Raw genomic sequence first — 13,727 nt, 5'->3', positions numbered from 1 at the left:
TTCGAAAGTTTCTTTAATTTCCCAACCAAGAGACGGAATCGGCGTATTTTTTGGGCGGTATGCCCTCAAAGCGTTTAAACAGCTTGCTGAAATAATAAAGATCGTCGATTCCGATCTGTTCCGCAACTTGCTGAACGTTTAACTTTCTTTGTCTCAACAATCGCTTCGCTTCTTCCATTCGCAAGCGTAACAAGTATTCCGCGATAGACTGACCCGTTGCCTGCCGGAAAATGGTACCGAAATACTTGGGCGTGAGCGAAGCTCTCTCGGCCAGCATGCCGGCGCTTATTCGTTCGGCATAGCGCTCTTCCATATAAGAGATCGCATCCAGTACCAAATCCGCATGGGAGTGGTCGATTCTAACTCCTTCTTTGGTCATCAACTCGCGGTGTACGAGACCAATCAACCGCAGCATGCCGGCTTTGAGCCACAACCAGGAGTCCATCCTTTTCTCCTCGAATCGTAACCGCAACTCGCGGAACACTTCATAGAATTCTTGAACGGCAGTCGGTCGCAATTGCTCCGGAATATCCAAATCGGCAACCTCTACGACGGGTCGCTCTCCCAACCAATGATCCGCGTCCGAATCCGCGCCTTCCACTTTACTTCCCAAATAAACCGAGTACGGCGAGAAATCCAAACCTTCCCCCAGAAATACGTAATCGAAATGAACGGCGAAGCATTGCATGGGCATCTCATCCCCGACAACCATCTCGTTCTTCAAGTGTGGCCGAATATGCAGGAGATCGCCGCCCCGCATCGCAAAGGAGCGATTCTCGATCCGAATCATGCCGCTGCCTTTGACCACGTAGATAAACTCATGGTCGTAGATGAAGCGCTCGGGCATTCTGCTTCCCGCCGGGATCTCGATCTCGTGCACGAATCTTACGTAAGGAGAAATCGTTCGGTAATCCACCCTCAAGTTATCGCTCATTTACCCCACCGTATCGATTCGACTTTTTTACAAATAATGCGGATTTTCCTCCATCGTACATCTTCTCCCCCCCAATTATAATCAAATCAAGCTCATATACAAGGAGGAAATAACAAATGAACGCGCAAGCCAAAACGCAAACCCCTATCACTCAGAAACATATCGACTTTTATCAGGAAAACGGATTCGTACAGGTAGACAATATGCTTACGCCCGAAGAACTGGCCGAATTGCGCGGTTATCTGGAGGAAGCCATGCAGACCGAAAGCGACCGCTCGAAATCTACGGACAAGAAAGACGGATCCTATTATCGGGTACTGAATCAGAAAGTCAATCTATGGCGCGATCATGCCGGCATGGGCAAATACAGCTTCCACCCTCGTTTCGCACAATCCGCCATGAAATTGTCCGGCGCGTCCGGAATGCGCTTCTTCCACGATCACGGCCTATGGAAAATGCCCGGCGATTCCAAAGCGACCCCTTGGCATCAAGATACGCCTTACTGGCCGATCAACGAAGCGGACGCGGGTATGATGTCCATCTGGATTACGCTCGACGACGTAAACGAGGATAACGGCTGCATGGCTTTCGTGCCCAAATCACATAAACTAGGCAAACTAACGGGAATCGACTTGGCTAATCCGCAAAATATATTCGACTTCGTAGAAGGCGGACAATCCGCCGAGCGCAAACCCGTCATCGTTCCGCTCAAAGCCGGCAGTTGCACGTTCCACAATGGCTTGACCTTTCACTACGCCCATGCCAACGTAACGGACAAACCGCGTCGCGTACTGGCCATTATCTTCATGCCGGATGGCATCACCTATAACGGCAAGGAGCACCTCGTGACGGACGGCGCAGGCCTGACTGCCGGACAACCGATCACGGGTCCGAGATTCCCGCTATTGGCGAAAACAGATGTTTGATTCGCGCACGTTAGGAAGCCGCGTCGAGGGTTGGCCGATTTTGCCTGAAGACGTGGAGCTAGGCTTCACGCATGGCATCGCCGTCGATTCGCAGGGCCGTATTATCGTCTTTAACATGAGCAAGCATGCGGTCGTCGTGCTCGACCCGGAGGGTCGCTATTTATTTTCCTGGGGCGAGGAATTCGCCGAAGGCGCACACGGCCTGCACTTGTACCGCGATCATGACGGCGAAGAATGCTTGATTCTGACCGATATCGAACGACATCTCGTAGCCAAATATACGCTGGACGGACGGGAGTTGCTGAACATCGCCGCTCCTCCCGTTTCGGAGATTTATCCTTCTGCCGAAAGCTTTAAACCGACCGACGCCGACGTGGCTCCGAACGGGGACATCTACGTCGTGGACGGCTATGGTCAATATTACGTGCATCGATACGACCGCAATGGCCGATGGCTCGAATGCTGGGAGGCCGAGGGAGCGAAGACGGCCAATTTCAAGAGCCGCACGGTCTATGGATAGACGCGTGCGGCCCTGAGCCTCTACTGTATGTGGCAGATCGCAGAAACCAACGTTTTCCTTGTTTCACGCTAGACGGAAAACTGGTTCATACTTATTATGGCGATTTTCTTCTGCCTTGCGATCTGGTCGGAGACGGCGACAGATTTTACGTTCCCGACCTGAACAGCCGCGTGACGATCGCCGATTCCGCGTTCCGGGTCATCGGTCATCTCGGCGAACAACCGCTTCATTGGCAAGACGGGCGATGGCCGGACATTCCCGAGTCGGAATGGAAAGACGATACCTTCATTTCCCCGCATGCGTTGTGCCTGGACCGACAAGGAAATCTGCTCGTCGTCGAGTGGGTACCGCGCGGCCGGATCACGAAATGGCGACTGCAAGCGGAACAACAACAAGAACAAGAATAGCAAGCAAACCGTATCCTCGATTAGACCCTCACGTTCGTCAGCCGTCCGAGTCGTTCGATCTCGACGGCGACGACGTTTCCGGGAGACAACGTCATACCTTTGCGATCGTAGATTTGAAACGATAAGTTCCAGAATCGACGATAAACAACTCGTTACCGCCTTCCCGGCCTGCGGCCGTAACGCCGTTCGCGCGAGCAGCGGGCAAGCTCCCCTCCGTTGCGTATGCGCCGTCTTCCGACGGAACATAGACCAGCGCTTTGACGTTAGCCGGCACTGTCAACGACAATTCGAACGCGCCGTCCTGCAAAGTCCATTCCGTAGCGATCGCGCCGACGATGGAATCGTACGCGCAACGGGCGGATACGATACCCCCTAACGGACGCGGCCGAATAACGACTCGACCGAAACCGGGCGCGGACGGATCCGGTTGAATGCCGCCGACATGGCGATAAAGCCATTCGCCTACCGATCCGAACGCGTAATGGCAAAGAGAGTTCATTCCGGGATCCTGGAATCCTCGCTCCTCCGTCCAACCGTCCCATCTTTCCCAGATCGTTGTCGCTCCCTGGCGAACCGAATAAAGCCAAGAGGGATAGCTTTCCCTTCGCAATAATCGGAAGGCGAGCGCTTCATGGCCATTCTCCGACAACACTTCCATCAAGTATTTCGTGCCGTGAAACCCCGTAGCTGCCAAATCGCCCGCTTCTTCGATTTTCGAGACGAGCCGTTGTACCGCGGCGGCGCGCAATCGATCAGGCAAAAGTCCCCAAGCGAGCGCCATCGCATAGATCGTTTGGGTATCGCCGCGAATCCGCCCCTCTTCGTCCACGAACTCATTGATGAAAGCCTCGCGTACGAACGAATGAAGCCGCTCGTATTTGCGCGCATCCGCTTCTTCCCCGACGATTCGCGCGATATCGGACATTAGCTTGGCGCCGTTCGCCCAATAGGCGGTTGAAAAAACGTCGTAAGGCGTCGTCGAATGCCCCGCCACCTGCCAGCCGAATTCCGCCTTCGTCTCCTCGAACGGACGCTCGTCTAGCGACAGCCAATCCCCGTATTGGGGTGCGTCGCGGCGAATTCCCGTCGGGTACAGCTGTTCGTTGTAATCCATCCAGCGCTTCATCGAGGCATATTGCCGGCGAAGAATTGCGCTATCCCCATATCTTTCGTAGAGCAACCAAGCTATGATCGGAGGCGCGTCCGCCCAGCCCGCGGAAGCGGTATGGGTGTAAGTAAAATCGTTGTCGAACTCCGTCTTCGGGCCGAAAATAAACGGCGCGAAGTCGGTGTATGCGCCCGTCGGACGCTGTCCGTCTTCCAGATCGTGCAGCCATTTCGCCAGAAAAGCGGAAACATCCATGTTATATGCCGCCGTCGGCGCGAAAATCTGCGCGTCTCCCGTCCATCCGTGCCGTTCGTCGCGTTGCGGACAATCCGTCGGGACGCCCATATAATTGGCCCTTTGCGTCCAACGGATATTGTCTACGAGACGGTTGACGAGCGGATCGGAAGTTTCCAGCGTTCCCGTCTCCGGCAGGCTGGAGTGGATGACGATGCCTTCGATATCCTCGGACCGAGGAGCAGGGCCTCCGGAGATTTCGACGTAACGATATCCGTGGTAAGTAAAGACGGGCTCGAAAATTTCCCTGCCGCGGCCTCGGCACACGTAAGTGTCGGTTTGCCTGGCGAAGCGCAAATTATCGGTATAGAGGTTCCCGTTCTCGTCCAACGCTTCGCCGTACCTTAGCGTATAACGAACCCCTTCTTTCCCTTCCAGGGCGACGCGAAGAAATCCGCTTGTAATCTGTCCCATGTCGACGAGCGCGCGGTCTTCGGACAATTGACGAACTTCGATCGGCTTCCTCGTTTGCGTAACCCGGATCGGCGGACACATTTGGGCGACTACTTTGCCGCGATAATCGTACATTCGCGAAGCCGGCTTCCATTTCTCGTCGTCGAACGCGGTTTCCCGCCAGGCTAGTTGCTCCAACCTCGCGTCCCAATTTTCCCCCATTTGCAGATCCGATCCGACGATGGACCCGTAAGCTGCCTTCCATTGTTCGTCCGTTCGGATAGATTGTACCGTGCCGTCATCGAACTCGATGTTCAACTGCAGCAAAAAAGAAGGCTCCATCCCGTACTTCTGGTAGCCGTACATCCCGATATAGCCGGTATACCAGCCATGCCCCAGCATGACGGCAATCGCGTTATCTCCCGCCCTTATCCCATCGGTCACGTCGTAAGTCTGATATTGAACCCGGACGTGATAATCCGTCCATTCCGGCGATAACGCATCGTCCCCGACGCGGACGCCGTTCAGATGAAGCCGGTACAAGCCGAGAGCGGTCGCATGCACGGTCGCTCTTCTGACATTGCCGCCCGCGCGAAAAGACCTGCGCAAATAAGCGACGGGTAGCGGTTCCTCCCGGGTAGCCTTTCTCCCGCTGGGATGACCGATCCAATGGCCTTCCCAACCGTCGCGGCTAAGAATACCCATCGACCATATCGCCGTTTCGCTCCATTCCGAAGCCTTGCCCATTTCGTCCCAGACGCGGGCTTTCCAATAGATTTTCTGAGAAGAGACCAGCGGAACTCCCGCATATTCGATGTGCTGGGACCGGGATTCCGCGACTTTGCCGCTATCCCAGGCGTCTCCTTCTTCCCGCGCCAAGGCTTCTGGCGAGTACGAAGCAATTACGCGGTAAGCCGTCTGGCTTGCTCCGCGTCGCGACGACTTGACGATCCAGCCTAACCTTGGAGCCTGTACGTCGATTCCGAGCGGATTGTCCATATATTCCGTGCGAAGCCTGTCAATGATCAACCCATCCATAAACGAATCCCTCCCGTTAATCTTATGAAACCTATTCAGCCCTTGACCCCGCCCGTCGCCACCCCTTCGACGATCCTTCCCGAGAAGAAGAAAAACAGAATTAGCAAAGGCACCGTAGCCATGACGGATCCGACCATCGCCATGTCCATGTTATACAAGACGTTGTTCGTGAATTTCATGATCATGAGCGGAATCGTCTTCTTCGCTTCGCTTTGCAAGAAAATAAGCGGAACGAAAAATTGATTCCAAATTTGCATGGACATGATGATGCAGACGCTAAACGTAACGGGACTCGCTAACGGGAACATTACGCGGATGAACGTCGTCCATTCCCCCGCTCCGTCGATTTTGGCGGACTCGTACAAATCGTTCGGAAGCTTGGCGAAAAACGTAGTTAATAGGAACACCGGCATGGATAATCCCGATGCGAGCACGAGCACGACCGACAGTTGGTTGTTCAGCAAGCCCAAATCCCGGATAAGCAAAAATATCGGAACGATGCCCAGTTGAACCGGAAACATAAGGCCGATCAAAAAATAAAGCAGGATTCCGCTCTTGAATTTGAAGTTGAACTTCCCGATTCCGTAGGCGACCATCGTCGATAGCATGACGACGAGGAAGAGCGCTCCGAACAAAATCAACGCGCTGTTAAACAAGTAGGTAAAGAAGCCCGCATCCACGAAAAGCTTGCGGAAATTGCCGAAGCCGAGATGTTTGGGAAACGCGAACGTGGCGGACAGCAAATCCTTCTTGGGACGGAACGCTTGGTAAGTCATATAAACAAGCACGAATAGCGTAAAAAGCGAATAAACCCATAGAATCGCGGCGCTGATCGGCGTTTTTTTCTTTAAGATCGTTTTCATGTCAATCCTCCGTTCTGCGGTAGGAGACGAATACCTGCAGGAGCGCCACGACGAAGACGATCAGGAACATGACGCATGCGATCGTCGTACCCATCCCCATGGCGTTCACGTTCGTAGTTCCGCCCACCGAGCTGTTGTCCCCGAACGAAATCCGGTAGAAGAATAGCGCCATGACGTCGACGCTGCGGTTAATGCCGCCCGAAGCCCCGCCAAGAATAAAGCTAAAATCGAACAAGGTCATCGCGAAAATATAAGTCAGGATCAACATGTTCAGAATCGTCGTCTTGATCTGCGGCAGTACGATGCGGAAAAATCTACCCCAGTAAGAAGCGCCGTCCAGCAGCGCGGCTTCGATCACTTCGTTCGAAATCATCTTCATCGCGCCGAGGAAAAAAATCATCCCTACCCCGATACCCGACCAAGCGACGAGCAACCAAACGATATAGATTCCGAACTCCGGAATGCCCATCCACGGGCGTGTCCATTCGCCTAGTCCGAACGCTTCCAATACCTTATTGAATACGCCGATATTTCCGTCGAAAACGAGGGTGCCCATGAACGCGATCACGGGAGTAGCGATGAATTGCGGCGAGAAGATCATGGCTTGGAAAAAACGGTGTCCGCGAATTTTGCTATACAGTAAATAGGCCAGATACAACTGCGCGGGAAGCACGACGAGCGCGTTTAACGCGAATATCGTCACGCTATGGCCTAAAGCGTTCTTTAGCTGGTCGAACAAGGCAGGATTCGAGAATAGCTCGACGTAATTGTCGAAGCCGACAAACGTCTTCTTGCCGATACCGTCCCATTTGTTCAAGCTGATTTGCACGGCCGAAAATATCGGATAGACGGAAAATAACGAATAGAGAACGAATCCGGGAAGGATGAACCACAGAAACGGTTTGCTGCGGATCCAGGACATTGCGATCACCTTCTTTGTTGCGGAATCAGATCAAGCGGCGTCCGCTTCCACGCCGCTTGACCGTTATGCAGATGTCGTTAATGCGTTACTTCGATGGATAGACTGCAGCCTTATCCAGAATAGCCGCCGCCTCTTCGCCAGTTATGGCTAGCGTCATCAGCTTCGGAATGACGTCTTTCATCATCGTGTCCGCAGCGTTCGAATCCGTAGTGGACAGCGCCGTCAGCACCGAGTAGATATTAAGTCCCGCTTCGTCGAATACGCCCAATTCCTTAACGCCTTCGTCCTTCGGCGTAATGTCTTTGATCGTCGGAACGAGTCCCGTAAAGTCTTCCATGATCTGCTGAGCTTCTTGGCCGCTCAGGAGTTCCAAATATTTAAGGGCTTCTTCCGGATGCTGCGACTTGGACGCGATCGCATAGGTCATGAAGTTGCTGTAGCTGGATTGAACGATTCGTTTGCCATCCTTATTCGGGATCGGGAATCGGCCAAGGTTCATACCGGACGCGACGTAAGTCGAGTTGTCCCACGTACCGTCGATAATAGCCGCCGCTTTGCCGTTCGTGAAGGCGAATTGGGCGCCGGCCATGTCTTGGGCTAGGAAGTCTTTGCCGAAGTAACCTTTTTCCGCGAGATCGCGGAAGGATTGGAACATGCCGGCGATCGAAGGATCGGTTAGCTTGCCCGTTCCGGCTTGGGCGGCTTTAAGCGCATCGTTCGAGAATGCGGGAGCCAAGGCGAATACGGGCCATGCGCGATCCCATTCGCTCTTGCCTGCCAGAGCGATCGGGGTAACGCCCGCGTCTTTCAGCTTCGCGAGGCCTTGCACGAATTCATCCCAATTTTTAGGTACGGTTAAACCGTTTTTCTCGTAAATGTCCTTGTTGTAATACACGACGTTCGTATCGAAAAACGAGGGCAGCGAGCAGTAAATCTTGCCGTCGATCGTGCAATAGGTTTTCTGGGAATCGTCGTATCTGGACAGATCCAAATTGCGCGAGGTCAGATCGAGCAGGAAACCGTTCTTCACCATCTCGGACATTTTGGATGTTTTGTCGCCTTGCACCCAGAACAAGTCCGGCAGTTCGTTCGCCTGAAGGGCGACGTTTAAGCTTTGGTCGTTCTGCGCGAAGTCGTATTCGATTTTGATGTTCGGATATTTCGCGGCGAACGCTGCGTTGATCTTCTTGAACGGTTCTTCCAATACGGCTTGGTTCCCGAGGTCGCCCCACACTTTAAGAGTGACGTTCCCCCCGCCGGACGAAGCGCCGGCGTCGGTATTCGCCGAATTCGTCGATGCTGCGGGCGACGATGAACCGGCATTGTTGTCGTTTTTGCCTCCGCATGCTTGAAGCGTCAATGCTAGCATTGCGGTAATCGCCAGTAGTACGTATAATTTGCGTGTTCTCAACATGAACCCCTCCTAAGCGTGCATGGGTAGTCTATCAATCGTTAAAGCGGCATAACGTCTAGCGGATCGCGATCTAACTTCATTGTAAGCGGTAACACGAGTTCCATCCATGCAGAATGCCCTTCTCGTTATGCCAAACAAACCGGAACCCTCCCGGCCCCGGCGTGTCGACGTTCCATATTCCTCGAAGTTGATTCCATTATCCATTCATTTGGCGCTTTTGAAATTTTTCACCGTTTGTCCGGTTTTTTTCTTGAACACTTTTACAAAGTAGTTCGGGTTCGAGTACCCGACGCGGAACGCGATTTCTTCGGTGGAGAGCTCGGTATCCCGGAATAATCGAACCGCCTCGCGGATCCGCAAATCCGTCAAATAATCGGAGAAGGCTTGCCCTGTTTCTTGGCGAAAGCGTTGGCTGAAATGGTTTTCGCTGAAATTGGACAGCAGAGCCATCTCTTCGAGCCTGATCGTTTCCCCGAAGTGCGATTCCAGATGCTCCTTCACCCGCTCTAGCCATCCGCCCCTCGCTTGGCGGTCGGCGACGGTGTCTTGCGTGCGCGCGGACAAATCGCGCAGCCGTTTCCGCCATTGTTCGGCGGTTCGGACGGAACCCGCCGCTTCGGCGAACGGCCATAACGCTCCGAACCTTTGTCCGAGTTCCCCCGTACGCAGATCGTATCGTTCGATCAGGAAGTCGGCGAGCTGAGAGGCGGCGGCAACGCCGAGCCGAATCCATTCGGATGGTTTATACGACTCTAGTTTCTCCTCTTGCAAGGCAATCAAATCGTCGGCAAGCGGACGAATCTGAATATACCGGATTCGCTGTTTGATTTGCTTGTATAGTCCAAGCCACTCTTCTTCCGTGAAAACACCGCGAGATTTCGAGTTATCGCGAAAGCTTATGATTCCGTCGAAGAGGGAATCTTCCGCTTCCTGCTCGGAATCGCGGCGAGCGTCCATCCAAACGCCGTCCAACGCGGTAGGAGCGCCGAATCCGACCGCAAGCGATACGTTCAGTTTCTGGGAAAATGCCGCCGTCCACTCCTCGGCCATCCGGAAGCACTCTTCCCGTCCCTCCGCATCCCCGCTTTCAAGTCGGCAAGCATAACCCGCATGAAGATTGCCGTCGCTCTCCCCGAACAGGATCGGATTGCTTAGCCGGTCGAACATCTCTTCCGCCAGCAGCGACATCGCTTTGCGCTCCGAGGACGAGTAGTCTTCCGATCGAGGATAAGGCATTAAGCAAATCCATCGGAAAGCATTCCCGAACTCCCCAAGTCTTTCGGTCAGCAGCGGAAATCGCGGTTTACGTTCGGGGTCCCGCGAAACGCCGGAACTGCGCCCGTCCAATAAAGCCCTTGCCTCCCGAGCCATCTCGGATTTCATGCCGTCCGCGCGAATCTCGGACGACGTCTCGTCGACGATTCTTTTCTTGCCGTAGGGAAGCGATTCAAGAACGCGAACGAGCTCGTCCGGCTCCATCTCGTACTTGGAGATATAATCCTTTACGCCCAGTCTTATCGCTTGGCGGGTATATTCGAAATCGTTGTAGCTGCTGAGCACGATTACATGAATGTCGGGATTCGTTTTCCTAAGTTCCCGAATGAGCTCGAACCCGTCCATACCCGGCATCCTGATATCCGTGAGCACAACGTCAATGTGCTGACCCGCGGCTGCCGCGAGCATTTCCTCCCCGTTCTTGAACACGCCGGCGATCCGAAAGCCGAATCGTTCCCAATCGATCATCGATTGCAAGCCGATTCGAACGAGGGATTCATCGTCTACGATCATGACGTTACGCATCGTTCTCTTCCTCCTGACTTGACTCTAGCTGCAACGGTAAAGCGAGCGTGAATTCCGTACCTTGCCCGGACACGCTCTTCATCGTTAATCCGAAGCCGCGCCCGTAATGAAGCTGGATTCTCTCATGCACGCTATGAAGCCCGAAATGATTGTCCGGGTGACCGAAACCTGCAACGATCTCTTCCAGTCGCTCGGCCTCGACTCCGATACCGTTGTCTTCAACCGTCAGCAGAAGCTTGTCATCTTCCCGCCTTGCCCGCACCGAAATTTCGCCAGGCCTGTCCGCTTGGGATAAGCCGTGGATTAACGAATTTTCAATGAGCGGCTGCAGTAAAAACTTGGGAACCTTGGCGTTGCCGAGCTCTTCGGGAATATCCGCGGTGAATTGGAAGTGCTGGTACCTCACCTTCTGTATGGTCACGTAATTTCGCAGCATCGCGATTTCCGATGAGAGAGCGACCGGGTCCCCTTTGCCCCGCAGCGCGTAAGTCAGCATTTGATTCAAGGAATCTACCATTTCCTTGATGTTGTCCTGTTTCTGGATCATCGCCATCCAACGGATCGAATTCAACGTATTGTACAGGAAATGAGGAGACATTTGATTTTGCAGCACGCGGATTTCCGCATCCTTCTTCTTCGCTTCCTGTTTCGAGATCTCGTCGAACAGCTGCTCGATTTCGTACATGACGGATATAAACGTGTCGTTCATCTCCACGATCTCGATCGCGCCTCCGAAGCGTTTGAGCTTGCCGGGTCTTACGCCCTTTATCCCATGCTTCATATTGAGCATTAATCGCCGAATCGGGATAACGAGATCCATCGCCAGCAATTGCGTTACGACCAGACCGAGGATTATGCATACCAACACGATGATTACGGCCATTTTCGCGATACGGTAGATCGGTTCGTAGAGCTGGCTCAGCGGCAGCTGTGCGGACAATCTCCATCCGTTATGCAGCTGGTTCTGGGAATACGTCAGCAGTTGGCGCTCGCCTTCCGCGATGCGTTCTCCGTTGTCAAGGATTAATGCGTTGTCGGGAGTCAACAACTTGATCGCAACGTCCTCTTGGAATTTCGTTTGGGAGAAAATATCGGTTACCGCCCGCGTATCGATGATGATCGTCAAAGTGCCGAGCACGTTCAGCTTTTTGTCGCGAATGGACCGCCCCAGACGAAATGCTTCGTATTTCTCGTAACCATCGCTATATACCTGAGGCATAAACCAAAGCGCGCTGCCCTTCCCGTTCGACACTTGCTTGTTATACGCGACATCTCCGACATCGAAATCATTGATCGCGTTTTTACCGTACGTATAGTGGGCATCCGGAGTCTCGATCTTGATCGCTTTCACGTAGACGTTCTGGCCTGATCCTAACCAGAAAACGTTTAGCTTCTCGTTGATCTCGTTCTGAATTTGGAAATTCTCGTATATCGATTCGGGCTTGACGGATATCCGCTCTAGCAGTCCGTCGTCCGTCATGATCTGCTTGCTCAATTGTTCGTAGCTGCTGAGACGGTCGTCGATTTTCTGTCCCATCAAGCCGAGCAGGTTGGTTGCGTATTCGGAGGATCGGGTTTTGGAAGATTCCGTGTAGCTTTCGGTGAGACTATAGATTCCGGCCAGTGCGGGGAGCAGTATCAGAGGCATGTAAACAAGTAGAAGCTTATAAGGGAGCCTGATTGTTCCCCAGCGGAATCGTTGGCTGAACTTGCGGACGAACATAGGCGTTTCCCCCCAAGCCGTAGGCGATCTGGATGACTTAATATCGTTAGTCTATCATAACGTTGGAACGGTGCAAACGGATACATACTTGGCAAACAAGAGAATCGGTCGCCGATACCAAGAAACCCGCAGGGCCGTTGGCACGCGATAACGACAACGAGCAGTCTCCCCGTCGGGAGCTGCTCGTTAATTGCTTATTAGCGGATTTCAGGGGCATTATCAGATCAAGGCAATCGCAAGGAGAGTAAATAAGGATAGGGCAAGGATGCCTCCGCCATATCCGTATCCGTATCCATATCCCCCCCATGCCGAAGTTTGCGCTTTTCCCAAAGTGAGTACATCGCCCGATGTCCGCAAATAAACGTTGTCCCGATCCACGTTAACGATAACGCCCTCGTAGTAATCGCCGCAGCGAGTATGAACGCGAACTCTGCGATTTAAATGCTTCGTACATAAGCTAAACATTTCGTCCATGATTCATTCACCCCCAGGACATCGTATTCGCCTTGAGAGACCGGGGATTGTACTACGGTAAAAATGTGCGAATAGGAACTGCATGCGGCGCGGGGTATGCGAACAGACCGAAATGTAAATAGATGTAGAATGAGGAGGGATTAGCTACAGATGAACGAATACTGGATTATCATAGGAAGAACAACCTTGTCGTTCGTGGTCTTATTATTCATCTCTAGAATCGTCGGCAAACAGACCATCTCGAATATGACGTTCCACGATTTCGCGACGGGAATTTCCATGGGGGCGATCGCGGCCAATCTGGCTTTCAACGATAAAATCCGAACCGGTTATATGCTTCTTTCTTTAGCCATCATCACGATCATCTCCTACTGTTCCTCCGTTATCGCGTTGAAATTCCAAAGGTCAAGAACTTGGATTTCGGGAGCTCCCACCGTAATTATCGAACAGGGGAAAATCTTGGAGAACAATATGAGAAAAATTCACTATACATTGGATTCTCTGAACCAATCCTTGAGGGAGAAAGGTGTGTTTGATTTAGTCGAAGTAGAATACGCGGTCTTAGAAACTCACGGAAAACTATCGGTTAAGAAGAAGGACTCCTTTTTGCCGGCGACCAAAAAAGATGTGCAGGTCTCCTTTCCCGAAAAATCCATGTTTCCCGTGGAATTGATCATGGACGGGAAAATCATGAACGAAAATTTGCAGCAAAACCGCATTTCCGAAGATTGGCTCCTCAGGCAACTTCAAGTTCAAGGCAAGAAATTGTCGGATGTGTTCTATGCGGTAAGAACAACGACCGGAAACGTGTTCTATGATTATTATCAAGATCGCCTAAACAATCCTGTAGACAAAGAATAAATCCAATCGCGAGAGCGAAAATCGGCATATAACAATTAAGTAAAGACAAC

General features: G+C 52.6%; 12 protein-coding genes. 4 read left to right on the top strand and 8 right to left on the bottom strand.

Going from position 1 to position 13,727, the window contains the following annotated elements:
- Positions 1–13 precede the first annotated feature (13 nt).
- Entirely contained in the window at positions 14–934 is a 921-nt protein-coding gene (locus tag D7Z26_RS01160; protein ID WP_120973963.1) for an AraC family transcriptional regulator, read from the bottom strand.
- Between the two features lie 116 nt (positions 935–1,050).
- On the opposite strand from D7Z26_RS01160, the gene D7Z26_RS01155 reads away from it, so the two are divergent.
- Genes D7Z26_RS01155 through D7Z26_RS01145 form a run of 3 tightly spaced genes read left to right on the top strand, consistent with a single transcriptional unit; the run spans position 1,051 to position 2,787 of the window.
- Complete coding sequence (locus D7Z26_RS01155; protein ID WP_120973961.1) at positions 1,051–1,860, top strand: phytanoyl-CoA dioxygenase family protein; 810 nt, start codon at positions 1,051–1,053, stop codon at positions 1,858–1,860.
- Complete coding sequence (locus tag D7Z26_RS01150; RefSeq protein ID WP_120973959.1) at positions 1,853–2,380, top strand: NHL repeat-containing protein; 528 nt, start codon at positions 1,853–1,855, stop codon at positions 2,378–2,380. Before D7Z26_RS01155 ends, D7Z26_RS01150 begins: the two co-directional genes overlap by 8 nt.
- Before the next feature lie 29 nt (positions 2,381–2,409).
- Positions 2,410–2,787 carry an NHL repeat-containing protein gene (locus D7Z26_RS01145; RefSeq protein ID WP_120973957.1) on the top strand — a complete coding sequence of 126 codons (378 nt, stop codon included), beginning with the start codon at positions 2,410–2,412 and terminating at the stop codon, positions 2,785–2,787.
- Between the two features lie 91 nt (positions 2,788–2,878).
- Here D7Z26_RS01145 and D7Z26_RS01140 read toward each other — a convergent pair whose 3' ends face one another.
- The 7 genes from D7Z26_RS01140 to D7Z26_RS01110 form a co-directional block, all read right to left on the bottom strand.
- Positions 2,879–5,620, bottom strand: coding sequence for an alpha-L-rhamnosidase (locus D7Z26_RS01140; RefSeq protein ID WP_120973955.1), 2,742 nt, complete (start codon positions 5,618–5,620; stop codon positions 2,879–2,881).
- A gap of 35 nt (positions 5,621–5,655) precedes the next feature.
- A complete protein-coding gene (locus tag D7Z26_RS01135) occupies positions 5,656–6,483 on the bottom strand; it encodes a carbohydrate ABC transporter permease (RefSeq protein ID WP_120973953.1) in 828 nt (275 codons plus the stop codon).
- Position 6,484: 1 nt separating this feature from the next.
- Entirely contained in the window at positions 6,485–7,405 is a 921-nt protein-coding gene (locus D7Z26_RS01130) for a carbohydrate ABC transporter permease (protein ID WP_120973951.1), read from the bottom strand.
- 85 nt (positions 7,406–7,490) lie between these two features.
- A complete protein-coding gene (locus D7Z26_RS01125) occupies positions 7,491–8,816 on the bottom strand; it encodes an ABC transporter substrate-binding protein (RefSeq protein ID WP_158602144.1) in 1,326 nt (441 codons plus the stop codon).
- A gap of 207 nt (positions 8,817–9,023) precedes the next feature.
- On the bottom strand, positions 9,024–10,619 hold the full coding sequence (locus D7Z26_RS01120) for a response regulator (protein ID WP_120973947.1): 1,596 nt from the start codon (positions 10,617–10,619) through the stop codon (positions 9,024–9,026).
- A complete protein-coding gene (locus tag D7Z26_RS01115) occupies positions 10,612–12,342 on the bottom strand; it encodes a sensor histidine kinase (protein ID WP_120973946.1) in 1,731 nt (576 codons plus the stop codon). The genes D7Z26_RS01120 and D7Z26_RS01115 overlap by 8 nt, the downstream gene beginning before the upstream one ends.
- Positions 12,343–12,561: 219 nt before the next feature.
- Positions 12,562–12,816 (bottom strand): hypothetical protein, encoded by a 255-nt coding sequence (locus tag D7Z26_RS01110; protein WP_120973944.1) that lies wholly within the window; start codon positions 12,814–12,816, stop codon positions 12,562–12,564.
- Between the two features lie 150 nt (positions 12,817–12,966).
- On the opposite strand from D7Z26_RS01110, the gene D7Z26_RS01105 reads away from it, so the two are divergent.
- Positions 12,967–13,677 carry a DUF421 domain-containing protein gene (locus tag D7Z26_RS01105; protein WP_120973942.1) on the top strand — a complete coding sequence of 237 codons (711 nt, stop codon included), beginning with the start codon at positions 12,967–12,969 and terminating at the stop codon, positions 13,675–13,677.
- Positions 13,678–13,727 lie beyond the last annotated feature (50 nt).

The organism is Cohnella endophytica, assembly GCF_003628305.1.
Taxonomy (GTDB): domain Bacteria; phylum Bacillota; class Bacilli; order Paenibacillales; family Paenibacillaceae; genus Cohnella; species Cohnella endophytica.
The sequence above is the reverse complement of the archived record's forward strand: the minus strand, read 5'-3'. Positions and strand labels throughout refer to the sequence as shown.

What these genes read in the sequence shown, in the direction of transcription:
- D7Z26_RS01120 (WP_120973947.1), bottom strand. Translation starts at nt 10,619, where the DNA reads ATGCGTAACGTCATGATCGTAGACGATGAATCCCTCGTTCGAATCGGC.
- D7Z26_RS01160 (WP_120973963.1), bottom strand. Translation starts at nt 934, where the DNA reads ATGAGCGATAACTTGAGGGTGGATTACCGAACGATTTCTCCTTACGTA.
- D7Z26_RS01105 (WP_120973942.1), top strand. Translation starts at nt 12,967, where the DNA reads ATGAACGAATACTGGATTATCATAGGAAGAACAACCTTGTCGTTCGTG.
- D7Z26_RS01155 (WP_120973961.1), top strand. Translation starts at nt 1,051, where the DNA reads ATGAACGCGCAAGCCAAAACGCAAACCCCTATCACTCAGAAACATATC.
- D7Z26_RS01130 (WP_120973951.1), bottom strand. Translation starts at nt 7,405, where the DNA reads ATGTCCTGGATCCGCAGCAAACCGTTTCTGTGGTTCATCCTTCCCGGA.
- D7Z26_RS01150 (WP_120973959.1), top strand. Translation starts at nt 1,853, where the DNA reads ATGTTTGATTCGCGCACGTTAGGAAGCCGCGTCGAGGGTTGGCCGATT.
- D7Z26_RS01110 (WP_120973944.1), bottom strand. Translation starts at nt 12,816, where the DNA reads ATGGACGAAATGTTTAGCTTATGTACGAAGCATTTAAATCGCAGAGTT.
- D7Z26_RS01135 (WP_120973953.1), bottom strand. Translation starts at nt 6,483, where the DNA reads ATGAAAACGATCTTAAAGAAAAAAACGCCGATCAGCGCCGCGATTCTA.
- D7Z26_RS01140 (WP_120973955.1), bottom strand. Translation starts at nt 5,620, where the DNA reads ATGGATGGGTTGATCATTGACAGGCTTCGCACGGAATATATGGACAAT.
- D7Z26_RS01115 (WP_120973946.1), bottom strand. Translation starts at nt 12,342, where the DNA reads ATGTTCGTCCGCAAGTTCAGCCAACGATTCCGCTGGGGAACAATCAGG.